Consider the following 22,892-nt stretch of genomic DNA (forward strand, 5'->3'; position numbering starts at 1 on the left):
AGTTCCAAAGGACAAAAAGCCTGCTCTACACTTTTTGAGCGCGGAGCAGGCAGTCATGAACCGCAAGTGAATAGCGGTCCTGTCGCTCAATTCCCCTGCCCCGCCAAAAACTCGGCGATCACCGGGCTGGCCTCGCCCTTTGCGGAGCTGAGCAGCTCCGAGCCCGCAAGCGAGGCCTTCGACAGGCGTACGAGCCCGCCGGTTTCCTCGATGCGGTAGCAGCGTCGTTTTTGCCGCCCCCGCCTGTAGTGGGTCGCGGTGACGATCTGGCAGGCGCTGCCATCGGTCAGGGTCACAGGCGCGGCGAGCTTGATCCTGTCGCCTTCCTTGTAGCTCGGGATCGCGGCCCAGTCCCGGCAGCGCTGGCGCCATGCATGGGCGTAGCTGTCCGGGTCTTTCAGGTCGGAGAGGAGCTCGATCAACCCAAGGGGGGCAAGCGACTCGTTCGGGCCAGCGCTTTCCTCCATGTCCTTGTAGCCCCAGCAGCCATCATCGTATCGGGTGAGGAAGACAGCCCCGAAGGTGATCGAGCCATCCGCATCGGTCACATAGGTCGCGTCTTCGACAGGAGTGCCGTCGAGATTGGTGACCCTTGCCGCCGCATACCAGGTGGAGCCGACCTTACAGGCTTTGACCAGTTCGGTCTTGCGCGTGTCGCTCTCGAAGCTGCAAAGCCGGGTGATCTCCGCTTTCTCATCCGCATAGGTCTGGACGCGGCGATCAGTATAGAAGAGCCATCCCATCAAGCCACCCTCCGGTCATCGATTTCCATCAGCGCATCGAGCGGCACGCGATACGGCTGCATGGCGTCGAAATCCTCGCAATTGCCGCAGTTCTGCACGATCGCGAAAGTATCGCAGGCATCCTTGAGGATAACCCTGAAGGTGCCACCGAGGCCCGAGGGCACGTCGTAGGTCCCGCCGATGAGATAGTCCGAGGCCCGGCGCACGAAGACACGGATGCTGTGACCATCGGTGGCAAGCCGGACCGTCCCTTGGCCACGGTCGATGAGCACCTGCACATCGTCGAGAATGTCCGTGTAGAACTGGCCGGTCAGATCGCGAAACGCCATGCGGCGCTGCGCCATCCAGTCAGTGTCCCGAAACGGGTTCATGCCGTCGGCAAAGGCAAAGGAGGGATCGGCCTGTTCGGTGGTGACAATGCGGGTGGTCGTCCCATCAATGCCGTTGGAGCGCAGATGCACACCATTGCCGACGATGAGGATCAGGGCGGGTCTGTCCACGGGTCCGTTCCAGTTGGGCAGGAAGGTTTTGCAGGCGCGCGCATGTGCGATCTGCGCCGCGACCGCAGACGCAGAGAATTTGAGAATAGCCATGGGGATGTCTTTCCGTTGGGTGTGTGAGAGGCGACCCGCACGAGCGAAATGCTTCGCGCGGGTCGCGTGAGGACTCAGGCCGCTTGCGCGACCTCACTGTCAGGCTCCTGGGTTTCCGCAGCGGGCTCCGCCTCATCACAGGCGATACCGGCGGTCTGCATCATCGGCGGGCACCAGGCGGCCACGGCAGCGCGCTGCGCGTCCGTGAGTGTGGCGAAGGGTTCGGCGAAGAGCTTGTCGCAGAAGGCGACGATCTCTTTCTTGCTCGACGAGGCGAGCGTCACCGCCTCCTGGGCGAGACCCAGATCCTCGCCGAGGATCTTCAGAAGCCAAGCCTTCTTGAAGCGGTTGAAGAGCGCCGCATTCGGCGTCCAGTGGGCGCGGATGTCGGGCATGATCTCGATCTCGAACGCATGCATCAGGCTGTCGCGCTGGCGGTCCCGCGCGAAGCAGGACTGCGTGGTGCTGGCCGTGGCATAGGCCACGAGCTTGGCCTTCTCGCCGACCTCCAGCGCGCGAAACGCCGCGAACTGATCGGCGGGCGCGCGGGTGTCATCGAGCCACGAAAGGTCAAGCGCATCATGCGCCGCCGCCACCTGCTCGAGCGAGGTCTCGTCGATCTCGTCCATCTTGGCATGGCTGCGGTATTCCTTGCGGGCATCGATCTTGATCGCCTGCGTGACACTCATGCCGCTGGCCAGAACGTCACTGACCAGCTTGAAGAGCGTCAGATCGAGCGTGGCTTCCGGATGCAGCGCCATCGCGGCCCCAAGCGCCATGGCTCGCTCGGTCTTGAGGTCCTCAGCCAGCGAGGCCGGATAGGCGATCTCGCCTGGGTCGGGCTCATCCTTACTGGTCTGGTTACCGGAAGGGCTCTGAGACGCCTCTTGCTTGTCCTCCGGGCGCACGAGGCCCACATGGAGCGTGACCTGACCGCCCGACCACGACGCAATCACACCGGCGCGGGCAAGGTCCTCGGCGCTGTAGGCCTCCTGCAGGTCGCGGGCTTCCTCTTCCAAGGCGTCCACACGTTCGTAGAGCGCCGTGTAGGCGTCGTCCTCGAGCCCCTCATCCTCCATCTCAAGCTGGAGTTGCTCGAGCGCGGCGGTGATCTCATCGATGCGCTTCTGGGCAGCCTCATCCGGCTCGATCGGGCTGGGATAGACGCGGCCATAGTCGGCCATGGTCGCGTAATCATAGCGCACCATCGCATCGGCCCAGGCAAAGCCCAGTTTTGCGCGGGCCACTTCGGCGGCAGCCCCGAGTTTCTCAAGCAGGATGGTCTCAACCAGCGCGGCGTCTTCCAGCACGGAATGCTCTTCTAAGAGATCGGCCGCGATGGCCCCACCCCGCGCTTCGTAGTCCTCACGCACAAAGGCCCCGATATCGTCGCTGACCTGCACCCCGCGGGATTTGAGAGCCTGGCGGACAGTATAGGCCTGCAGGTAGCTGTCTTCCTTGGTCAGCGCGTCATAGACTTCGCGTTGCACCTCCTGGCTCGGATGCTCAGCAAAAGCCTTCATCGTATCGAGCGTGATCGTCTTGGCCCGTGCAGCCGCGCGGATGTCGGGGTGGATCAGCCCATAGCGCAACCGGCCTTTGACGGCGACAACGGTGGTGCCGAAGGTCCTGGCGATGGTCTCGGGCGTCTGGCCGTCGACCTCCATCATCCGGGCGAACGCCTCGAACTCGTCGATGGCATTCATCGGCGCCTGGGTGACGTTCTCGGCGAGCGACAATGCCGTGGTGACATCGCAATCCTCGGGCACGAGGCGGCAATCTACCTTGGTCTTAGCGGTGAACGCCTTGGCGGCCTTATCTGCCGCCAGCTCCTTCAGGGCGGCATGGCGGCGACCGCCTGCGAGTACGGCATATTTGCCGTCGATCTTCTGAACCAGTAGCGGCTGGAGGAGACCCAGCACCGCGACGCTGGCTTTCAGATGTGCAATGTTCTCGGGGTCATAGGTTTCCGGGGAGTTGCTGCGCACATTGGCGGGGTGAGCTGTCAGATCGCCGATGGCAACGGAGACAGGTTTGAAACTTGTGGTCATGGGATATCCTTCTCGATGGCTGGAACACGGTCTCACCGCGGATCTCGACCGACCCGAAATCATGCCAGCCTTCTGGATCGTTCTCAGGCTCGAATGTATTGAACTCCCCGGTCGCCTTCACCGCCTCGGCCATGAAGCCGTCACCAGCCTCCATAATCGAGCGGGTGACATGCATGCGGCCCTGGATGGGCTGCGCGGGCGGTACTCCAAGGCATGCGAGCCTGCGAAACGCGTCGTTCTGCGCCGCGATCACACTCGGATCAGGGCGGTCTGTCTGGGGTTGCGCGGTGATGGTCATGGGGCATTCCTCTGTGAAGTTGAAACACCCTTCCCAAAGCCTGCTTTCCCTTTACTGGCACAAACTGCTCAAGCGGCCTGGACGCCCGCCCCTGCCCTACCCGCCTCTGACCGTGCGATCAGGTAGTCGCAGGCGCGCTGCGCGTCAGCGGCGTGCTTGAAGATGGCGCCCTTGTCCGAGCGCAGAACGCGCAACCAGTTGTGGAGATAGGCGGCATTCGTCTCGAGCGTATGCGCCGTGAAGCCGAGCGACTGACCCAGGAACACCGAGGCCAATTCCGCGACGATCTCCTCGCGCGCATAGGAGGTGTTGCCGAACTTCGATAACCCGAAATCGCGGTTCAGTCGATGGGGGGCCTTCGTGGCATGGGCCTTATGCCGACATCGGCATAAGGCCCATAATGCCGAGGTTTGGATTATGCCGCGCCGATCTCCAAAACCTGTTGTTCAGCGAGAAGACTGGCGCGGCATGTCGGCATAATTCAGAGTGCTTCCAGGAAGGCGAGCAGTTCATCTCTCGGTCGATACCGTCCGCCAGTGCTGTCGACGGGCTTCGTCAGCGCCATGGCTCTTTCCTTCAGTTCGATATCGGCATGGATATAAACCTGCGTCGTCTCAATCGATTCATGGCCGAGCCAAAGAGCAATGATTGTTCGATCCACACCGCTCTGCAGAAGCTGCATTGCGGCGGTATGGCGCAGAACATGGGGCGTGACGCGTTTCAATCTGAAGGTGGAACTGGTCGAGGCGGCGGTGGCCGCGTGTTTTCGAACAATTCGCTCAATCGCATCTCTGCTGAGCGGCCTGCCACGGATCGTTGCAAACAAAGGATCGCTGGGTTCGGCTTCAATCTGGGCAAGCCAGGATCTCAACGCATCCCGACTGTCTGCCCGAAGTGGCGTCGCGCGTTCCTTACGGCCTTTGCCCATGCATCTCAGATGCGGCCCCGTACCGAGTTCAACATCCCTGACGCGCAAGCCGATCAGCTCCGATACACGCAGACCGGTTTGGAGCATTGTGAGGAGCAGGACCCGATCTCGCCGACCAAACCAGGTCGATTGATCTGGTGCCTTCAGCAAGGTCTCCATTTCATCACGGGTCAGGAAGTCCACGACACGTTTTTCATGCCGCTTGGAGGGCATCGCCAGAACCTTTTGGCAGTGATGCAACAACTGGGGCTCACAGCCCGCGACGTATTTGAAGAAGGATCGAATGGCCGCGAGGCGCGTGTTGCGGCTTCGCGCGCTGTTGCCGCGTTCCTCCTCGCAGAAGGTCAGGAACTGCCCGATCATGTCGGCGTCTACGTGGGCGACGTGCAGGTCAGTCGGCGGCAGCTTGGTTTGCGCCTCCGCGTATTTTAGCAAGAGACGGAACGTATCGCGATAGCTGGCAATCGTGTTTGGGCTTGCCCGCATCTGGGTCAACAGTCGCTCGGTGAAGAACCGCTGCACATAGACGGGTAAAGGATAGGTTGCGATCATGATGTACTCTCCAAAACCCGTCGTTCTGCACGCTCCGCGGCCAACTGCATCAGCTCGGGCACGGCCTCGATGTACCAGAATGTGTGCTTGGGCTCGGAATGGCCGAGATAGGTGCTGAGCTTGTACATCTCAGTCTCAATGTCCCGTCCATCCTGGAACCAGTCCAGGATGGTGTGAACAGCAAATGTGTGCCGCAAATCATGGATGCGTGGCCCATGTCCGTGGCGGTTGAAGGCTTGTGGCGACCGCAAGCCAAGGTTTTTGCTGACCTGCGCGAAGTTGTAGCGCGCGCCGCAATCCCCTGCTGGTTGACCGTCTTCTTTGATGAAGAACCGCGAGGCTTGCTGGGCAACCAGCCGATCTCGCAATCCGGCATAGTGGGCAAGTTGGGCAACGGTGTCCCCTTTGACAGGCAGCTGACGGTCCTTGCCGTTTTTGGTGTTTCTGAGCGTGAGCACGGCCCGATCCAGATCGACATCCTGCCGATCAAGCGACAAGGCTTCGCTGACGCGCATACCCGTTACCGCGATCAGGCCAAACAGGGTCTGCCACAATGCGGCACGGAGACCATAGGGTGACGGCAATCGACCGGCCTCAGCAACAATATCTGCAATCTGCTTGGGCGCGTAAATGTATGGCACGCGTCTTCGATAGCGCCCGATGACAAGCTGACTGGATGGAACCTCAGTCCGATCATCGTGCTCCGCAAGCCAAGAGGCGAACCTGCGCACCATACCGAGGCGATGAGACCATGTGTTGTTATCCGCACTGCCGTAGTTCGCTTTCCAGTCGAGGAACAAGGGCGTCGTGATTCGATCGAACCCATTCTCATCGCCATAGTTGGCGAACTTGCGCAGGACCCGTTCGTCAAAGGAGAGAACAAACCCCATCGAGCGCCGCAGGGCCAGATATTCATCAAGTCTTTGGGAAAGCGTCTTCATTGGGCGTCTCCCGAAGTTGGCCAAGGCCGCGAGATCGAGCGCAGGGCATCAACATCATGCTGCGCATAGATCGTTGTGGTCATCGCCGACCTGTGGCGCAGAACGTCGCCGATCTCGGCCAACGAAGCACCTTTTCGCAGCATGTCGGTGGCCAGGCTGTGCCTGAGAATGTGGCTACCGACATAGGCTTGTGGTGGACTGATACCGGTTGCGTCATAAGCATCCCGCAATATCCAGCGCAGGATTTGTGCGTCCTTGAACCTCTTGAACGGCGGTTTGACGGAGACGAACAGCGCCCGATCCGGACCTCGGCGCTCATGCTTGATGTAATCAACAATTGCCTCGCCAACTTCCGGCGACATTGGCATTCGGTCGTGCAATTGCCTCTTGCCACGGATCAGGATTTCTCCGGCCCGCCAGTCGATATCATCCAGTTCAATGGCCGTAACTTCCGGCGCTCGAAGGCCAAGCCGGGCGATCAGCATAAGCATCGCATAGTTGCGTCGGCCCGTTTTCTTGTGGCCGCGCACCACCTCGATGAGACGATTGACCTCTTCCGGCTCAAGATATCGCGGAATGCCGGTTGGTTTGGGTTGGCGCGCCTTTGGCACGGCGGCGCTCAAGTTGCGCTCGGTCTTGCCGCTCCAGAACAGGAACTGGAAGAGATTGCGAAGATGCGATGGGCCTGTCTTGTCCCGCGGCGCGTTTTGCTTCTCGCGCAATCGAAGTATGAAGCCCGTGATGTCGTCGGGCTTGATGCTATTGAGATCACCTAGACCGGCACCGAACTTCGCTGTCAGGAACCGATCAAAGAACCGCAGGCAATGGTAGATGGTCTCCTCGGAGAGGCCGCGTTGGACGCGAAGATAGGACTCGTAATCACGTTTTAGGACTGCCCTGGGCGACATGTCGAGCGGCGGCTCAGAGCGCGGCGGTGCGCCCGCGTGTTCGATCAGATAATCCCTGAACCGGTTGAGTCGGTATCGACAGTGCTTTTTGTCCTTTGCTGATGCAGCTTTGATGATCGGGACCGCAAGCTCGTCCATGATGTCATCTGTAAGATCAGCAGGACTGAGCTTGGCCGACAACAGGGCTTCACAGAGCGCCAGAGCATTTGACTTGTACTTGGCTATCGAACCTTTGCTGTATCCCTCATCTTCGATGCGCTCGCCGAAGAACTTCGCATATTTGATCAGGTCTGGCAGAGATTGGTCTGCGCGTGATGGCTTCGTTTTCATAAGCATTTCCTTCAGTTGGTTGAAGGTCGTGCTTATGGCAGCTCTCCGAACCGGACGTTCAAAACGCAGGCAAGCACAGTCACCATGCGGAATTTGGTTGGGCGGTGGTTATTGATTGGAGCAACACCTGTCATATAGCTCGTCCAGAAAGGGCGATTTGCCGTCGAGATATTCGGCAATGCCCGTTTGATTTTGTTTTTCGAGACTTAGCTTCAAAGTTGCATAAGCGGCTCGGTCCTCAGCGTTCGATCGCAGGTGATCGCGTATTTTGAGCATCCTCGTAACTTGCGGATGCCCTTGTATGCAGACATGCAACTTGTGGGTTCGCACGCCATCCACATCGCGTTTAAAGAAGTGGTGGCCTTGGACCAGATCACCGCCGCGCCTATAGTCCAAGTAACTCAGCTTATCCTGCCAAATTTCTAGAGGTTCACTGTCTGTAACAATCACCAAGACGTCAATCTCAGGTTTTGCCGCCAAGCCTTCGACAGCGGTACTACCGACGTGATGGATGGAAACCAGTCGGCTGGCGAAGATCGGTCGAAGGCGCTTGGCTTCGATCTCAAATTCAAGCGGCCAGCGGTTGTTGTACTTCGTGATCTTCCTCGTAAGGGGCATTCTGCGACCCTAATCCTAGAAGGGCTGTTGCTAAAGGGGTTCTCTGATTGCAGTTTCGTCAAGGGCAGCGTTTATGCCGTGTCTGGTCGCCAAAATCCCTACAAAACATCAGGTTTTGGAGATCGGCGCGGCATAATCCAAAACTCGGCATTATGGGCCAGCTCATGGGCCCAGACCCCGTAGAAATTCCGCGGGTTCTCGAACCGCGTGATGGGCGGCATGAAGACCTTGTCCACGGGTGGTAGATAGTAAGCTTCCGTGCCGGTAAAGACGGTTGTGATGTCGATGGCATCGAAAAACGCCTGCATGTGCGGGATGGGTTCGGACGGCGGATGTTCAGGCGCTGGCTCGGGGTCCGGATAGAAGCTGTCCGGCAGACCCTCGATCTGGCAGGCATTGAACACGCGGTAGGATTTCTGGAAGCGGAAGACGCGGGCTTCCTCAGAGCTATCATCCCCATCGCTGCGACCGTCCTCATCGGCGGCGTTCGTCCGGCTTTGTCCGTAGTAGACGACGACAGACGACTTCTCGCCCTTGCGAACCTTTGCGTCCAAGGCATTGGCCTGCGGCAACGTCATCCAGAAGGGCGAGCTGTGGCCCGCCATCACCGTTCGCATCGTCAGCAGGAAGTTGTTCACGCCCTGGTAGGGTTCACCGCCCACGCGCAGGGGACGAGAGCTGCCGCCAGCGGTCCAGGGCTTGCGCCAGGGCAGGACGCCGCGCTCAATGATACGGATGATTTCGTTTGTGATGACCTCGGAGGCATCGAATTTGGGCGTGCGAGATCGGGCCATGGCTGGCCTCCTTTCGAGTGTTGGTGAGAAAGACAGACCGGAGCCCGGCCCGGACCCGTCCGAGGGACCCCCAAGGTCCCTCATCTGTCAGTCACAAAACCGGAAGGACACTTTCCCTTTCTGCCAACCCGGAGGCACAGGCTGAGGAATTCTGGGGCCGTCAAAACCGCGGTTCACCTTCATTGCATACTACACCCAAAGATCGGCAAGCCTCACCGGTGCTTGGCTGATACTTCCTTGGAGTCGGCGTTTCGGGCTTCGCGTGTGACAAGCCTCTTTACGTCGCCGTCAGGGAATAGCTGGTGCTGCGTCCACCAGCCTCATCTTTCTCCAAGGCGCCCAAGTCGATCAGATCGAGGATGTCGCGATATGCCGTGTCCTGCGAACACTTTGCGATCTTTGCATATTTCGACGTCGTGAGTTTGCCTTCGAACCCATCCAGCAGGCGGTTGAGCATGTCCCGCTGCCGGTCGTTTATGTTCGCCGCTCCGTATTTCTCCCAGAACCGCGCCTTCCGGAACACGGCCTCAAGGATGATCTCGGCACCATCGAATGCGCGGTCCAGGCAAGCCAGGAACCAAATGAGCCACGCCGTGACATCAAGCCCGCCTTTCTGCGTTTTCTCGAGCATGTCGTAATAGTCGCTCCGCTCCTGCCGAATTTGCGTCGACATGCTGTAGAACCGCTGGGCGCTGCCTTCCGATCGCGCCAAGGCCATGTCTGCGATCGCGCGCGCAATGCGCCCATTTCCATCATCGAAGGGGTGGATGGTGACAAACCACAGATGAGCGATGGCGGCACGTATGACGGGATCTGTTTCGGGGGGCTGGTCAAACCATTCCAAAAACCGCGCCATCTCCGCTTCCAGTCGGTTGGCCGCAGGCCCCTCAAAATGCACGCGTTCGCGGCCATAGGGTCCTGATACAACCTCCATCGGACCGTCACGCCAATTTCCCACCCTGATCCGGGTCATTCCGCTTCGCCCGGTCGGAAAGAGAGCCGCATGCCAGCCAAACAGACGCTCCGCGTCCAGTGGCTGGTCATACGCTTGGGTCGCGTCCAGCATCATCTCGACAACACCATCAACATGGCGATCAGACGGGATCAGTCCGCCAATTTCCAGACCCAACCGCTTTGCGATAGATGAGCGAACCTGATCCTTGTCGAGCGTCTCCCCCTCGATCTCGCTGCTTTTGACGACATCACTGGTCAGTGTTCTGAGCATCGCCTCGTTGCGAAGATCGAAGCCAAGACCCTCCATGCGCCCCAGGAGCTTGCCTTGGCGGTGACGGACCGCAGCAAGTTGTGACGACAGCTTGGCCTTATCCCAGGTAAACTGGGGCCAATCAGAGAGTTGGTGAATATAGGTCATATTTTACGCATTCCTTGCGGAGATTATACGGCACAATCTCCGCAAGACAACTCCAAACACCGCAAATTGCGCGGAGAATAAGGGTGGCAATCTCCGCATACTCGCCCTGGAACGTAAGAAAACTACTTCCCTTCCCATCACGCCGCCTGTCCGCTCAACCGGCCATAGAAGCTGCGCTCGAGATGCAGCTCTCCTGCGCCGGCCTTCTCCACAATACCCCGCAGATATCCGCCTGGAGACGCCACTTCGCCGGCGCAATGCTTGTCGAACGTGAGAACCAGCGCTGCTGTCGCGACCTGGGGCCCGAGGCGTTCCTGAGCAAGGTTCCAGGCATGTTCGGAAACGCCGATCATCGGCCTCAACTGCCCTGCAACCCGGTGCAAATCGCCCCAATCCTTCAGATACCCGCCCATATTACGCGCCCAGGACGCAAATTCCGGACAAGCCTGCATCAGAGTTGGTAAATCGAGCGCTACCCCGCGTTTTTTCCGGGTTTCAGCAACCCAATCTTCCAACTCCCTATCCAACTTCTCTTCCGGTGGCGCATTGGGCACCACGCCCGCCGCTTGCTCAGGTTCTGAGCGATTACAGGTTACAGGATTAAGTTGGGTTGTAATTAGTATATGAGGTTCAGAAATGACCTCCTTGGGGTTCATTTCTCGAGTCTTTTGAAACCCTTGTTCAGTGGTTGCGGGCATGTTTTCCACAACTTCATCCCCTCGAACTGCCTTGAGATAGGTCGCCTCGACACGCTCCTGAAGTTCCCTGAACCATTCCAGAAGCCGCACAAGCGTCTCAGAGGCCGTGTTCCGGCGTGGCAGGCGGTCCAGAAGATCCTCAAAGAGGCTTGAGAGCTGTGTCCAGGGGCCTCTCAGAGCACCGTTGAGGGCTGCCTCGATCCTCGCGCGGATCATTCGGCGCGCAACTGTGATCTGCCGCTTCAGACGCTGGCAGAGTTCACGTTCGGCCTGCAGTTCAGCATAGAGCTGCTCAAATTCTTCGGCGCGAGCCGACAGCGGCGACAAATCAAAGCCGTAGGCCTCGATGATACGGCCTTCAGCGTCCCTGTGGCCCCACCGCTTGCCATTGGGGCTGTCCTTGAAGGCAATCACGCCGATCTCGGCCAGACGCCGCGCATGGCGCTTGAGCGCCGAGAGCGAGAAGCCTGTTTGCTCCATCAGATAAGAGTTGGACGCCCAGACGATCGGACGCTGTCCCTCTTCCCAGTCCTGGGCCTGTGTGAAGGCCCCAAGCGTGTCGAGAAGCAGCATGTCGCCCGCCTTGAAGCCAATATGCGCTCCAACGCGTTTCACGGCGACAAAAGCCTGTGTCTTGGGCACGGCGGCTCTTTCACCAGCTTGTGCGTGTTGTTCAGCAACCGCGAGTCCGGCCGTCGCTTTGCGCCACCCCGAGGGTTGGTTGATATTGGACAAACCTCCACCGTTCTGAGGCATGACTGTCCCAGTCACTCCTTGCGGAGCATCATTGAATTTTGTCATTTCTTAGCTAGGCACAGAAAACCTGTTCGCCCGAAGACGTTTTTCGTTGTTTAGCGATTCGCGGGCTGCTAGGATTGTAGTGTCAAAACAAATCGCGCCTTGTGCGCAGCAGCCCTCGGGACTTCGGTTTCGAGGGTTTTTCTTTTGTGCCGTCCTCCTTTCTGCTCATTGCCTCCGTCTTGGCGGTTAACAGTTGTTAACCGCCGCTATCCTTCTTGGTTCTCTGATTGGAACCGATTGAAGGAATCTTGAATGAGCTGGTCCAGATTCTGATCCAGCCAATTCGCGAATCTTGTGTTCTCCCCTGCCCGCTTAACGGTCACTGAGAGACCCGATTTTCCACTCTTGATCTGCACACCGGGAACGGGCGAGCGCTCATCGACGGATCGCTCTTGCTTACCACGCTTGCCAATTTCCTTGATGACGAGGTCCAGCCGCCCGTCGGAATCAAGGACGTCAGATTGACCAAGCACATCCAATACACGCTTCTCCGTGAGTTGTTCCTTCTCGAACGCCGTTGCGAGAGTGGTCCACTTTGGGCGCCCTGCGCCTGGAGCCGCGCCGATTGCCTCACCGACCGCTACGGGCACAAGCCGATTGATACGCTCAAGCTGCGAGAGAGTGTTCTTGCTGATCGCCAAAGCTTGGCATGCCTCCGCACGGGAGTATCCCTGCTCCAAGATCGCCTGTGCGAACCGAACACGTTCATAGTAGCTCAGCTCCGCACGGCCGGCATTCTCGAGCCCCTTCGCCATTAGAGCATCGGTATCATCGAGTGTGCGGATCAGAGCCCGCACCGGCATCCCTAGGTGGCGACATGCAAGTATGCGTCGCTGGCCATAGATGACTTCAAAATGGCCGTCACGATCCTTTGATGGACGCAAAAGCACTGGAACTTGCTGTCCGGACTCAGCGATGCTGGCGGCGAGATCTTGAATGGATTCATTTGACGCGTCACTGTTAACAGCTGTTAACTCGATATCCAGCCGATCCTTTGGACCCCAGGCGAGGATCAAGTTGGTGTCGATTTCCTGAATGCCCCCGAGGCCTGCGCGGACCGAACCGACAGTTCCCTTCGGCAAGGTCCGGTGGGCCCTGTCGGACGCACCCTCCTTTGAGGCCTCGCTTGCCGCTGTTATCGCTGCCATGATACCGGTCTTATTCTTTCCCATTGCCATGACTAACGCCCCCACGCCTGTTGAAGCATGCCTGCGATTTCCGCACCTACTGCATCCATGCTGTTTTTGGCCCGATCGTAGGTTGATCGCGTCATCTCGGATCGTGCAACCTCATAGATCGACATCTTGAGCATCGACGCATCGCCAATTGCCGTACTGCGCAGTCCAGTCGCCCCAACGACGCGATCTTGGAACAGGGCGCGCATCAAGCTCACAATCTGCTGACTGGGAATGTCGCTCGGATCGTCCCGCGTAATGAGAAAAGAGAAGAAATCATGATCGAGCTTGACGCCCGTGTCCTCGATCACCCCGAGATAGGCAGATGTCATTTCGACAAACTGCTGTGTAGAGGCGAGGTCGAGCATGCTTGGCGTCATCGGCACGATGACAGAGGTCGCGGCATAAAGGCCAGTCAGGGTCAAAAACCCCAGAGCTGGCGGGCTGTCGATCACCACCACATCGTAGTCGCTCTCAACGGACTGGATCGCTAGACTGAGCTTCTCAAAGAACGCTACACCGCGTCCTGCATTGACCGCTGTTTCGGTCTCAAACTCGCTCAGCACAAGCCGGGCAGGTGCCAAATGCAAGCCAGGGAAATAGGTTTCCACGACAGCTTCTGACATCGGCACTGGATCGTCATAACGCAGTGCGTCGTAAATCGACGCGCCTTCAAACTCCAGTTCAGTTTGAATCCCGCAAAAGCCCGTGAGGCTCCCTTGTGGGTCCAAGTCAATTGCCAGCACCCGGTAGCCGCTCAAAGCAAGGTAGTGACACAGATGGATCGCAGAGGTGGACTTTGCAGATCCACCTTTGAAGTTCATCAGCTGAATGACCTGAAGCTTGTCACCCTCGCGACGCCCAGGAAGATACTTACCCGGCTTTCGAGAGCTTGCCTCCAAGAAATGGCGCACTTGCAGGATCTCTTCCCCGGAATAAAAGCGCCGTCCGTTCTTGATGACTTTTGGCTCAGGCAACGATCCATCGCTATGGCACTTGCGCAAGAATTGACCGGTCACGCCGAGCAAGTCAGCAGTCTCTGTTGCGCTGAATAGTCTCAAATTTTTACGCTGATCGGGCGCGTACGCCTGTTGAAGATGCGTCGTGAGCGCCGTGTGTAGACGCGCGGCCATCTGGCTTGTAAGCTCGGATTGGGACGCCGCTTCGATGGGTGCCGTCTGAAACATAGTTGCAATTTCTCTGCTCGAACGCGCTTATTTGCGCAACTTGACTCTAATGGCCGTGATTCACCCTGTTAAGTCAAGGATTTTATCCACAAATTGTGCTGTTGAACCAAACCGCTACTAGGGAAGCCACGCACCTTTCTGAGTTAACAGCTGTTAACAGCACCCACAAACTTGTGGTTCACGAGCGCATCTGGCGCAGACTGAATGTCGCTAGCGCCTGACTTCTCAACGGTGTCGTGACCAAAATTCGGTTGGCGTGAGATACAGTGAACTCAGGACGGATCAGACATCGCACCGACAGACCTGCGACAGATCCACGGCCCAATTGAATCTACATTCAAAGTTACATTTACGCTTGGGTGCCGAGTGACCTGCCTCTGAACTTTCACCCAGCGGAAACCGGAGTCCTTCGGGTTGATACGCCGAGTGGCGCAGGTGGAGCAACCGACAGATGTGCGAAGCTTTCAGGTGGCGCAGCGCGGCTGTCGGTTGCGGTCAGCAGGTCCTCGGCGAACGCCTTTGGGGTCTGGTAGCCGAGAGCGGAGTGGGGCCTTTCTTTGTTGTAGTCTGCGGCCCAGGCCCGGATTGCGGATCGGGCATGGGCCATGTCGCGGAACATGGTCTCATTCAAAAGCTCATCGCGCATTCGGCCATTGAAGCTCTCCACGAACCCGTTCTGCATCGGTTTGCCGGGGGCGATGTAATGCCATTCGACGTCGCGCTCGGCCGCAAAGGTTAAGATCGCGTTACTGGTCAGCTCGGTGCCGTTGTCACTGACGATCATGCCCGGCAGGCCCCGTCGCTCCATCACGCGGGCCAGTTCTCTTGCAACGCGTCGGCCTGAGATAGACGTGTCCGGGATCGCCGCCAGACATTCCCGGGTCACGTCGTCAACGACGTTCAGGATGCGAAACCGTCGCCCACAGGCGAGCTGGTCGTGGACGAAATCCAGCGACCAGCGGGCATTGGGCCGCGCCTCGACCAGGATCGGGGCACGCGTGCCGATAGCCTTGCGCCTTGCCCGGCGTTTGCGCACCGCCAGCCCTTCCTCGCGATAGAGCCTGTAGATGCGGTTGATGCCCGACGGCTCGCCCTCGCGGCGCAAGAGCACGAACAGCCGCCGATAGCCGAACCGGCGCCGTTCATTGGCCAGGTCGCGCAGCCGCTGGCGCAGTTCCGTCTCCGGCGGCCTGACGGACCGGTAGCGGATCATCTTGCGATCCGCCCCTACAATCTGGCAGGCCCGCCGTTCCGACAGGCCCATCCGGGCCCGCAGATGCGCAACGGCCGCGCGCTTCACGGCGGGCCCTACCATTTTTTTTTTGAAAGCAGTTCCTTCATCGCCGCCGCATCGAGCATCTGTTCGGCCAGCAGCTTCTTCAGTCGGGAATTCTCGTCTTCAAGCGCCTTGAGCCGCTTCGCATCCGACACCGTCATGCCGCCAAACCTGGCTTTCCAGTTGTAGAACGTCCCTTCCGACATGCCATGCTTGCGACAGAGATCGGCGCACGTCGCGCCAGCCTCATGCTCGGTCAAAATGCCGATGATCTGTTCTTCCGAAAATCTTGATCGCTTCATCGTCCGTCCCTTCGTTGGGTCGGACTCTAGTTCCAGATGGAGGAAAAATCCCGTGGCAGGTCACGAGCCCAAATGGTCAAATCAAACGCGTTGCATGAGCATGGATGGTCAAGGCTCTGTCGGCTGAGGCGTCAATGATCCCCAGCAGGGTAGGGGGCATCACGACCATCCGCGTCGTGGGAACAGTATCCGGCACAAAGCACAGTGTTGTCAGGACGAATTCAACCACACCTCACCGACCCGCGAGACCTATCTGATGAGACCAAATTATAGAGGGGGGAGGAGACGCGATCCGCGACATTCATGGTTCCAGAGAATGTTCAATGATCATGGGTTCAAAACTCAAAGAAGCGGATGCGCTTGCTCGACTGCTTCGGAGAACATTGGAAAGCAACCGCGGACCACGTTCTTGCTTCAGCAAAACCTATGGCTCCCGTCACCGATAGTCTGAGGGCAGATTGCGCCCAGTTTTGTAGTTCAGGTGATCCGCGTAGAATGATCGATTGCAGATACTTTCCGAAGGCTCAGGAACCGTCGTCGAGAATACTAAGGCAGGGACCTCAATCATTGTCCCGGTACTGGCTAAATCGATTGTCAGCTAATGGAGACAAGTGGAAATCATTGGGAGCGCACCGTAGCTCGATTCGACGCAATCTCAGGTTCGTGCCCGGTTGAGGATTTGTGTCTGGCCCACTGATCGCCACGTGCCAGCATTGAGGAGCCGGAAATTGCACGACGGTTTCCGCGTGAAACATCGGTTGCGCGTCGTGAACCCATTCTCCTGCCCGCAAAGTGCGCTGCAACATTGCAATCGTCCCATGGCGTGGAAGATTCTCAAGGTTGTTGTTGATGCGCGGACCTTAGCAACCCCAGCTTTTCAGCACGCTCCAGCAGCATTTTGACCGATGACGGCTGCCAGCTGGTGCGGCCTCGAGGGGTGCGCTCACGCATAGACTCAAGCCGGTCGCAGATTGCCTGCAGCGTGATGTCCGGGTCCGCACCCTTAATCGCCGCCACGATGGCAGGCAGGCGGTCATCGGTTTCGCGCCGTCCGGCGCGGCCAAGCACCTCATCGGTTAGAAACCCGTCGCGCACATAGGCCTTCACGGCACGGAGCAAGCGACTTTGTGTCCAGCGGCGGTCGTGGGGCAGGGGGCCATTGATGATCCGCAGGACGTCCTCCCAAGCCATATCGGGGCGCAAACGGCGCACATGGGGCACCCAATCCTGCGCAGTTTCGTTCAAGCGCTCCATGTAGCCGTCCTGTCGCGCCAGTCGCACCTTGCGCAGCGCGGCGGGGTCTTTGGCGCGAAGTCCAGGGTTGCCGCCTACGCGCCCTTTGGCGCGTGCCGAGGCAAGCCCGGCCTTGGTGCGCTCGCGGATCAGGGCACGTTCGAACTCGGCCGCCGCGCCCAGAACTTGCAGCGTGAATTTGCCCTGCGGGGATGAGGTGTCGATTGGATCCTGCAGCGAGCGGAAGAAAGCTCCCTTGGCCTCCAGACGTTCGATCACCTCCAGCAAGTGCGACAGAGACCGCGCAAGCCGGTCGATCCGCACGACGACCAGCGTATCGCCGCTCTGGACACGTTCGAGCACGCGCGCAAGCACAGGACGCGCGCGATTGCCGCCTGAGGCGTGCTCTTCGAATATCTCGACGCAACCCGCAGTTTGCAGGGCCTCAGACTGGGGCAGGGGGGTCTGATCCTCTGTGGAAACACGGGCGTAGCCTATCAGGGGCATGAAAACTGACCGTTTGCAATTTAAGATATCGCTAATAAACGACCGTTTGTAAACGAAAGCAAGTAAGTGCTCGCTCGTCGTGCTCGTCCAAAAACCCTTGGTTTCCTTGCGCTGAGCGCGATCAGAGAGCCCTCGCCGACCATCGCCCGCGCGTGCTATCTAAGAAGCGTGGGTCCACTCTGACAAAACCCTTGGGTAAAATGCAAAAATCCAGTATTTTGCACATATGAAGCCTCAAGCGCCTGCCTTTCATGATGAATCGGACGCTCTCTTTCTCGATGCTGAGGGGGTGGAACAGTCGTCCGAGGACGATCTTTGGTTCTTGCCCGGTCCCATGGAAGAGGAGCCGGATTATCTGCCGCCCGGACCACGGGCCGAACCGCGCGAAACCGAAGTCCTTGATGAATGGCGGAAAGCAGAGGCGGGTCTCGCCGCGCGTCTTGCCAGTGTAGCTGGTCGCGTCGGCGCGCTGGACGACCGCCTGAAGCGCGGCCCCGAAGGATGGCGACACAGGCTTGCCCTGATCGAGGCAGCTGACCTCAGCTGGTTTGTGGGTGATCGTATCGTCCCGGATCGCCTTGCTCTTTGGATATCCATGCGCCTGTCAGGCGTTCAGGAGGACACCGCAGCACTCGCGCGTGTCGGATGGGCAGTTCGCCGTTTGAGCGGCGGGCCGGGGCCCGAGGTGGACCTTTCCGCCTTTCTCGACCGCCGCGACCCCGAGAACCTTGGTGATGATGCCGAACCTTTCATGAATCGTGCGAGCGGCTGGCTGGATCTGATGGCGCGAGCTGTCGATCTGCATCCGATCAGCCGCGCCTGCATGGGTTTCCACCTCTGGAACCTCGCTGGTCTTGGACAGCACGGAGACGGGATGGAGGCGGCAGTCACAGCCGCAAGGATTGCGGCCGGTGAGGGAAGGGGGGCAGTCTTTGCACCTCTGGCCATGGGCGGATCAGGGGGGCTGCGCGCTGGCGGCCCACCCGCTGACCGTCTGGCGCGTTGGCTCGATGGGATGATGACAGCATCCTTGAGCGCGATGCGGCACCTAGACGACATAGAGGCATGGGCTATGCGCGCAGACGCCGAAATGGCACCGCTCTCGGGCAAGACGCCACCTGCTCTCCGCGCCTTACTGACCGAGTGGCCACTCGTCTCTGCACCGATGACCGAAATCTTGACTGGCGCCAGCCGCGCCGCCGTCCAGCGCAACCTTGGCTGGTTGGAAGCGCGGGGTCTGATCCGTGAGGTGACCGGGCAGGGGCGCTATCGGATGTGGCGTGCAACGATATAGTAGAGAAGCCTTTTTGGATTTAGCCCTTTGCTGACCCAGTTGGCGCGTGAACGTCTAGCATTGAAATCGCTATTCAACCCTCTGCTTCTCGCGGTTAAGTGAAAATTTAACCCTTGAACCTCTAGTTGCTAGACGTTTTAGCGTGGAGCAAATCGATCTGACAGATCCGACACCGAAATAGAAACTGCGCGGAGCACGATACATGCTGACAAGACGACACTTCATCCAGACGACTACCGCATTGTTCTCGGCGTCTATCTCGAGTCCGCTCCTCGCTGACACCTGGCCCACTGAAGCGGAAAAGGCTGCTTGGGATGCACAGGTTACACCGCCGGGCTATAATCCAGCCACATCAAACCCGTGGGGCCTGCATCCGCGCTTTCTGCCGCAGCGGGTTGTAGCTAAAGATGGTCTTGTGGCCGGTGACATCCATGTCGATGCTGTTGCGCGCTATCTTTACCATATCGAGGAAGGCGGAACGGCGATGCGCTATGGCGTAGCGATTGCTCGTGGCAAACTTTATGAGCCGGGTGTCTACACGATTAAGCGCAAGGTCAGGTGGCCGCATTGGCAGCCAACACAGAACATGATTGACCGCGACCCGGAGCTCTACGCCGATATCGCTGACGGTATGGAACCCGGACCTGAGAACGCGCTCGGGTCACGGGCGCTTTATCTCTTTGTCGGGGACCGAGACACCTATCTGCGCATCCATGGTACACCACAGCCGCGAAGCATCGGCGGCCGAGCAAGTTCCGGTTGCGTCCGGATGGTCATGGCGCACATAAACGATCTGTATCCGAATGTGGAGATTGGCTCGATGGCGTTCCTATATTCGGCCGAGGACAGCGTGACTCCGCAGAGTTGACCCAAGTCGCGCCGTCAATCCGACGCTTGGACGCGTCAATCAGGATTGGCGCGCGACGCAGATGGGATTGCCGCCTGCCGATCGCAACGGGACCAAGGTCGTTTCCACAGGCCCACTATGCGCATACCAATAGCAATTATCTTCGGGACGTAGCCGTGCCGTGTTGAGATCCTGGTCGGGTGCAGCGAGGGCTGCGACAGATTCTGGAATATTCCCGACCCTGAATGGATCGTTGTCTTCCTTCGGAGGTACCGCACAGCCAGCCAGGGCCAATGTTGCAACCATGATCACCGCATATTTTTGAAGCATATCTATCTCACTTTTTGGCAGGTCAGCCGCGTCCACAGACTTGGCAACGCGTTTCAAGGTTCCGCAGATCGGTGTCCTTACTTGACCAAGTTTCTGTTTTAGCTCTTGAAGCTCTAGTTACTGTAGGGGCTATCTCAATGTGGAATGAACGAATCCCGAGGTCAATCCCATGTCTTCCAATGGCCACCGCCACGACCACAAGCACAGCTCTGACTGCAGTCACGATCATGTTGATGATCACAAACATGCGAGCGTAGCTCGCTACTCTCATGGAGATGGTGCTGCGTGCTGCGGTGCTGGAGCCAACACGGGACCGGCAGAATCCATCCCGTCGAATGGGCGAAGTTTTCAAGTTTCCGGTCTGGATTGTGCCGAAGAGGTGGCAATCCTGAATAGGGTGGTCGGTCCAAAAGTCGGCGGGACTGAGCATCTGGCGTTCGATGTCATCAATGGGCGGATGACAATTCTGGATACCGCAGTCGGGATTTCGGACAACGAGATTTCGCAACTGGTCGCGAGTACCGGCATGAGCGCAAAACCGTGGGACGCCGACAACGCAGCAGAGAATCAGGCCGCGCATCTGGCACGTCAAAAGCGGTTTACCGCGCTCAGCGGCGGCTTCTGGGTGGCAGGTTTTCTCTACCACATCGTCGAAACCGGCATGGGTGGTGCGCTCGGGCTATTCGCAGGGCACGGAGAAATGCCGATGCCACTCGCGGAAGCAGGGTTATTCGCGGTGGCAATTCTCTTCGGGGTCTGGCTGGTCGCGCCCAAGGCTTGGTCTTCCGCGCGACGGTTTTCCCCTGACATGAACTTGTTGATGGTGGTCGCAGTGGCGGGTGCCATCGGGCTGGGCGAATTCTTCGAGGCCGCGACGGTTGCGTTTTTCTTCTCACTTTCGCTTTACCTTGAGAGCTGGAGTGTGGGGCGGGCCCGCAACGCGGTATCGGCCTTGCTGGATCTGGCGCCGCCGACAGCTCGGGTGATCCGATCAGATGGCAGCGAAACCGATGTGCCTGCGGCAGAGGTCGCCGTGAACGATCGCTTCATTGTGCGCGGCGGCGACCGCATCCCCCTCGACGGTGAAGTGGTGGAGGGGGCGGGAGCCGTCGATCAGGCTCCCATTACCGGAGAAAGCGCGCTCGTGCCAAAGGAGCCGGGCGATGAGGTCTATGCCGGCACGATCAACGGCGAAGGCACACTGACGGTACGAGCGACCAAGGCAGCTTCCGACACAGTGTTGGCCAAGATCATCCGTCTGGTCGGTGATGCCCATGCCCGCCGCGCGCCGGTCGAGCAATGGGTGGCGAAATTCGCGCGCATTTATACACCCATCGTGATGGCGGTGGCGATCACCATCGCGGTGGTGCCGCCACTCTTGCTCGGCGGCGCCTGGGACTATTGGTTCTACAATGCGCTGGTCCTTCTTGTCATCGCATGTCCTTGCGCACTGGTCATTTCTACGCCGGTGTCCATTGTAGCAGCGCTGGCCGCTTCGGCGCGAGCAGGGGTGCTCATCAAGGGCGGCGCTTATGTCGAAGCGCCAGGGCGCACCACAGCGCTGGCGATGGACAAGACGGGAACGATCACCATGGGCGAGCCTGAGGTGGCGGCGGTTCACCCGCTGGGTGAAGCCTCCGCTCGCGAAATCATCACGCTGGCAGCCAGTCTGGAGGCGCGGTCCTCGCACCCGCTGGCACGCGCCATCCTCGCGCGCGCAGAAAGCGATGGTGTTTCCGTGTCTGCCGCAGAGGACACGCGGACCGTGCCTGGGCGCGGGCTCGAAGGACGCGCCGACCGGCGCGCGATCTGGCTCGGATCAGATCGGTTTGCCCAAGAGAAAGGTTTCAGCAATGCCATTCCGGCGGATCTTCGGGACCGGATCGAAGGGGCAGGCAGCACCCTGGTTGCCGTGGGTGACGAGACCGGCGTGACCGGCGTGCTGGAGCTTCGTGACCGCATTCGCCCCGATGCAAAGGGTATCGTTGCGCGTCTGCACGCGCAGGGTGTGAAGACAATCGTGATGTTGACGGGCGACAACGAACGCACCGCACGTGCGGTGGCGGCCGAGGTCGGCATTGACGAGGTGCGCGCCGAACTCTTGCCAGAAGACAAGGTGAAGGCCATCGAGGAACTGGTGGAATGCCACGATATGGTGGCGATGATCGGCGACGGCGTGAACGACGCGCCCGCAATGGCGCGCGCGCATTATGCCATTGCCATGGGGGCTGTCGGATCGGATGCGGCGATCGAAACGGCAGATATTGCACTGATGACCGACGATCTGGCTCGAGTGCCGTGGCTGATTACTCACTCTCGGCGGACAATGACGATTATCCACCAGAATATCGGTATATCGCTGGCAACAAAGGCGCTGTTCGTCGGGCTGACCGCGTTCGGGATGGCCTCGATGTGGGGCGCCATCGCTGCGGATGTAGGCGTTTCCCTGTTGGTGGTCGCCAATGCGCTGCGGCTTTTGAACGGCCATCGGATCAAGGACGGGCCTTCGGGCGGTGAACCGGTGGGCGAGCAGATGGCGAAGGGAGCACTGGCGCACGGTCATTGATCCGACGTCTTCGGTAGAGTAACCTCTGGCACCAACAGACCTCGCAAAAAGGGGCGTCGAGCAGTGACAAACACCAGATTTCCACGGCGCGCCTTTTTGATGGGCGGATTGGCCTCCTTCCTGTCAGGTTGTGCCAGCAAGTTCCGGTCTTACAACGGACCCGAAGTGACCCGGCTACGCATGTATAAGTGTCGCGTAGCCCTTAATTGTGAGATGGGAAATCCAACGGGAGTGGACAGAACATGGGGGTCGTCGTCGGTGATCTGGCCTGTGCTAAGGTAAGCTCTTTGTATGGGGGGCTGCCATGGACGTACGGATTACAATCGAAACTACCTTCGACAACGGGGAGAAGCGCACTCATCAGCTTGACGGCATTTCTCGACCATACCGGGTGACCTGCCCAGACGGGATCGGGCTGCGCCTCGAGGATGGGAAAAGGATCCTCGAACAGATCCAGAGGGTAATCCTTTACGATCAGGTCGATGAGATCATTCGAGAAAGCCGCGTATGCCCGGATTGCGCCTCGGTTCGTGCCATTCATGACTATC

The 22,892-nt window shown here is 59.0% G+C and carries 18 protein-coding genes and 4 pseudogenes; 5 read left to right on the forward strand and 17 right to left on the reverse strand.

Annotated features, from left to right (window positions below; translation table 11 throughout):
- Nucleotides 1-86: 86 nt before the first annotated feature.
- From NIT7645_RS02775 to NIT7645_RS02850, 16 genes and pseudogenes are all read right to left on the reverse strand, one after another.
- Nucleotides 87-743, reverse strand: coding sequence for a DUF6927 domain-containing protein (locus tag NIT7645_RS02775; RefSeq protein WP_050686072.1), 657 nt, complete (start codon nt 741-743; stop codon nt 87-89).
- Nucleotides 743-1,336: a hypothetical protein gene (locus tag NIT7645_RS02780; RefSeq protein ID WP_050686074.1), complete on the reverse strand. Its 594-nt coding sequence runs from the start codon at nt 1,334-1,336 to the stop codon at nt 743-745. The genes NIT7645_RS02775 and NIT7645_RS02780 overlap by 1 nt, the downstream gene beginning before the upstream one ends.
- A 74-nt stretch (nt 1,337-1,410) precedes the next feature.
- Nucleotides 1,411-3,387 (reverse strand): ParB/RepB/Spo0J family partition protein, encoded by a 1,977-nt coding sequence (locus NIT7645_RS02785; RefSeq protein WP_050686084.1) that lies wholly within the window; start codon nt 3,385-3,387, stop codon nt 1,411-1,413.
- Nucleotides 3,296-3,685 (reverse strand): DUF3768 domain-containing protein, encoded by a 390-nt coding sequence (locus NIT7645_RS19100; protein ID WP_110732328.1) that lies wholly within the window; start codon nt 3,683-3,685, stop codon nt 3,296-3,298. The genes NIT7645_RS02785 and NIT7645_RS19100 overlap by 92 nt, the downstream gene beginning before the upstream one ends.
- Before the next feature lie 68 nt (nt 3,686-3,753).
- Nucleotides 3,754-4,056 (reverse strand): annotated as a pseudogene (locus tag NIT7645_RS02790) (zincin-like metallopeptidase domain-containing protein); the annotation flags it as partial.
- A gap of 110 nt (nt 4,057-4,166) precedes the next feature.
- Nucleotides 4,167-5,165 (reverse strand): tyrosine-type recombinase/integrase, encoded by a 999-nt coding sequence (locus NIT7645_RS02795; RefSeq protein WP_110732329.1) that lies wholly within the window; start codon nt 5,163-5,165, stop codon nt 4,167-4,169.
- The gene (locus tag NIT7645_RS02800) at nt 5,162-6,106 is read right to left on the reverse strand and encodes a tyrosine-type recombinase/integrase (RefSeq protein ID WP_050686090.1); all 945 of its coding nucleotides are present in this window, start codon (nt 6,104-6,106) and stop codon (nt 5,162-5,164) included. The genes NIT7645_RS02795 and NIT7645_RS02800 overlap by 4 nt, the downstream gene beginning before the upstream one ends.
- Complete coding sequence (locus NIT7645_RS02805) at nt 6,103-7,344, reverse strand: tyrosine-type recombinase/integrase (protein ID WP_207509043.1); 1,242 nt, start codon at nt 7,342-7,344, stop codon at nt 6,103-6,105. Before NIT7645_RS02805 ends, NIT7645_RS02800 begins: the two co-directional genes overlap by 4 nt.
- A gap of 108 nt (nt 7,345-7,452) precedes the next feature.
- Nucleotides 7,453-7,962, reverse strand: coding sequence for a GrpB family protein (locus NIT7645_RS02810; RefSeq protein WP_050686097.1), 510 nt, complete (start codon nt 7,960-7,962; stop codon nt 7,453-7,455).
- Between the two features lie 152 nt (nt 7,963-8,114).
- Nucleotides 8,115-8,756, reverse strand: a pseudogene (locus tag NIT7645_RS02815) (ArdC family protein); the annotation flags it as partial.
- Between the two features lie 277 nt (nt 8,757-9,033).
- Nucleotides 9,034-10,128, reverse strand: a complete 1,095-nt coding sequence (locus NIT7645_RS02820) for a Fic family protein (protein ID WP_050686099.1) — start codon at nt 10,126-10,128, stop codon at nt 9,034-9,036.
- 137 nt (nt 10,129-10,265) lie between these two features.
- Nucleotides 10,266-11,582 carry a plasmid replication protein RepC gene (gene repC / locus NIT7645_RS02825; protein ID WP_050686101.1) on the reverse strand — a complete coding sequence of 439 codons (1,317 nt, stop codon included), beginning with the start codon at nt 11,580-11,582 and terminating at the stop codon, nt 10,266-10,268.
- Nucleotides 11,583-11,833: 251 nt separating this feature from the next.
- Nucleotides 11,834-12,775 (reverse strand): plasmid partitioning protein RepB, encoded by a 942-nt coding sequence (gene repB, locus NIT7645_RS02830; RefSeq protein WP_242656153.1) that lies wholly within the window; start codon nt 12,773-12,775, stop codon nt 11,834-11,836.
- Between the two features lie 32 nt (nt 12,776-12,807).
- Nucleotides 12,808-13,989 carry a plasmid partitioning protein RepA gene (gene repA, locus NIT7645_RS02835; RefSeq protein WP_050686105.1) on the reverse strand — a complete coding sequence of 394 codons (1,182 nt, stop codon included), beginning with the start codon at nt 13,987-13,989 and terminating at the stop codon, nt 12,808-12,810.
- A 385-nt stretch (nt 13,990-14,374) separates the two neighbouring features.
- A protein-coding gene (locus NIT7645_RS02840) for an IS3 family transposase (RefSeq protein WP_110732330.1) occupies nt 14,375-15,567 on the reverse strand; the annotation gives its coding sequence in 2 pieces (ribosomal slippage) (nt 14,375-15,310 and nt 15,313-15,567; 1,191 coding nt in all).
- 834 nt (nt 15,568-16,401) lie between these two features.
- Nucleotides 16,402-17,307: a recombinase family protein gene (locus NIT7645_RS02850; RefSeq protein WP_050686113.1), complete on the reverse strand. Its 906-nt coding sequence runs from the start codon at nt 17,305-17,307 to the stop codon at nt 16,402-16,404.
- Between the two features lie 226 nt (nt 17,308-17,533).
- Here NIT7645_RS02850 and NIT7645_RS02855 point away from each other — a divergent pair, with 226 nt between their 5' ends.
- Both NIT7645_RS02855 and NIT7645_RS02860 read left to right on the forward strand, forming a co-directional pair.
- Nucleotides 17,534-18,601, forward strand: a complete 1,068-nt coding sequence (locus tag NIT7645_RS02855) for a hypothetical protein (RefSeq protein ID WP_050686115.1) — start codon at nt 17,534-17,536, stop codon at nt 18,599-18,601.
- Nucleotides 18,602-18,803: 202 nt separating this feature from the next.
- Nucleotides 18,804-19,469 (forward strand): L,D-transpeptidase, encoded by a 666-nt coding sequence (locus tag NIT7645_RS02860; protein ID WP_043872284.1) that lies wholly within the window; start codon nt 18,804-18,806, stop codon nt 19,467-19,469.
- Between the two features lie 39 nt (nt 19,470-19,508).
- Here the strand turns inward: NIT7645_RS02860 and NIT7645_RS19635 are convergent, their stop codons facing one another.
- Nucleotides 19,509-19,778, reverse strand: coding sequence for a hypothetical protein (locus NIT7645_RS19635; protein ID WP_050686128.1), 270 nt, complete (start codon nt 19,776-19,778; stop codon nt 19,509-19,511).
- A gap of 169 nt (nt 19,779-19,947) precedes the next feature.
- On the opposite strand from NIT7645_RS19635, the gene NIT7645_RS02870 reads away from it, so the two are divergent.
- From NIT7645_RS02870 to NIT7645_RS19115, 3 genes and pseudogenes are all read left to right on the forward strand, one after another.
- Nucleotides 19,948-22,344 carry a heavy metal translocating P-type ATPase gene (locus NIT7645_RS02870; RefSeq protein WP_234994810.1) on the forward strand — a complete coding sequence of 799 codons (2,397 nt, stop codon included), beginning with the start codon at nt 19,948-19,950 and terminating at the stop codon, nt 22,342-22,344.
- Nucleotides 22,345-22,443: 99 nt separating this feature from the next.
- Nucleotides 22,444-22,533, forward strand: a pseudogene (locus NIT7645_RS19845) (L,D-transpeptidase family protein); the annotation flags it as partial.
- A gap of 115 nt (nt 22,534-22,648) precedes the next feature.
- Nucleotides 22,649-22,892: pseudogene (locus NIT7645_RS19115) on the forward strand (ISKra4 family transposase); the annotation flags it as partial.

The organism is Phaeobacter italicus, assembly GCF_001258055.1.
In the GTDB taxonomy this organism is placed as follows: domain Bacteria; phylum Pseudomonadota; class Alphaproteobacteria; order Rhodobacterales; family Rhodobacteraceae; genus Phaeobacter; species Phaeobacter italicus.

What these genes read in the sequence shown, in the direction of transcription:
- repC (WP_050686101.1), bottom strand. Translation starts at nt 11,582, where the DNA reads ATGCCTCAGAACGGTGGAGGTTTGTCCAATATCAACCAACCCTCGGGG.
- repA (WP_050686105.1), bottom strand. Translation starts at nt 13,989, where the DNA reads ATGTTTCAGACGGCACCCATCGAAGCGGCGTCCCAATCCGAGCTTACA.
- NIT7645_RS02850 (WP_050686113.1), bottom strand. Translation starts at nt 17,307, where the DNA reads ATGCCCCTGATAGGCTACGCCCGTGTTTCCACAGAGGATCAGACCCCC.
- repB (WP_242656153.1), bottom strand. Translation starts at nt 12,775, where the DNA reads ATGGCAGCGATAACAGCGGCAAGCGAGGCCTCAAAGGAGGGTGCGTCC.
- NIT7645_RS02855 (WP_050686115.1), top strand. Translation starts at nt 17,534, where the DNA reads ATGAAGCCTCAAGCGCCTGCCTTTCATGATGAATCGGACGCTCTCTTT.
- NIT7645_RS02805 (WP_207509043.1), bottom strand. Translation starts at nt 7,344, where the DNA reads ATGAAAACGAAGCCATCACGCGCAGACCAATCTCTGCCAGACCTGATC.
- NIT7645_RS02775 (WP_050686072.1), bottom strand. Translation starts at nt 743, where the DNA reads ATGGGATGGCTCTTCTATACTGATCGCCGCGTCCAGACCTATGCGGAT.
- NIT7645_RS02820 (WP_050686099.1), bottom strand. Translation starts at nt 10,128, where the DNA reads ATGACCTATATTCACCAACTCTCTGATTGGCCCCAGTTTACCTGGGAT.
- NIT7645_RS02795 (WP_110732329.1), bottom strand. Translation starts at nt 5,165, where the DNA reads ATGATCGCAACCTATCCTTTACCCGTCTATGTGCAGCGGTTCTTCACC.
- NIT7645_RS19100 (WP_110732328.1), bottom strand. Translation starts at nt 3,685, where the DNA reads ATGACCATCACCGCGCAACCCCAGACAGACCGCCCTGATCCGAGTGTG.
- NIT7645_RS02870 (WP_234994810.1), top strand. Translation starts at nt 19,948, where the DNA reads ATGTCTTCCAATGGCCACCGCCACGACCACAAGCACAGCTCTGACTGC.
- NIT7645_RS02780 (WP_050686074.1), bottom strand. Translation starts at nt 1,336, where the DNA reads ATGGCTATTCTCAAATTCTCTGCGTCTGCGGTCGCGGCGCAGATCGCA.
- NIT7645_RS02785 (WP_050686084.1), bottom strand. Translation starts at nt 3,387, where the DNA reads ATGACCACAAGTTTCAAACCTGTCTCCGTTGCCATCGGCGATCTGACA.
- NIT7645_RS02800 (WP_050686090.1), bottom strand. Translation starts at nt 6,106, where the DNA reads ATGAAGACGCTTTCCCAAAGACTTGATGAATATCTGGCCCTGCGGCGC.
- NIT7645_RS02860 (WP_043872284.1), top strand. Translation starts at nt 18,804, where the DNA reads ATGCTGACAAGACGACACTTCATCCAGACGACTACCGCATTGTTCTCG.
- NIT7645_RS19635 (WP_050686128.1), bottom strand. Translation starts at nt 19,778, where the DNA reads ATGCTTCAAAAATATGCGGTGATCATGGTTGCAACATTGGCCCTGGCT.
- NIT7645_RS02810 (WP_050686097.1), bottom strand. Translation starts at nt 7,962, where the DNA reads ATGCCCCTTACGAGGAAGATCACGAAGTACAACAACCGCTGGCCGCTT.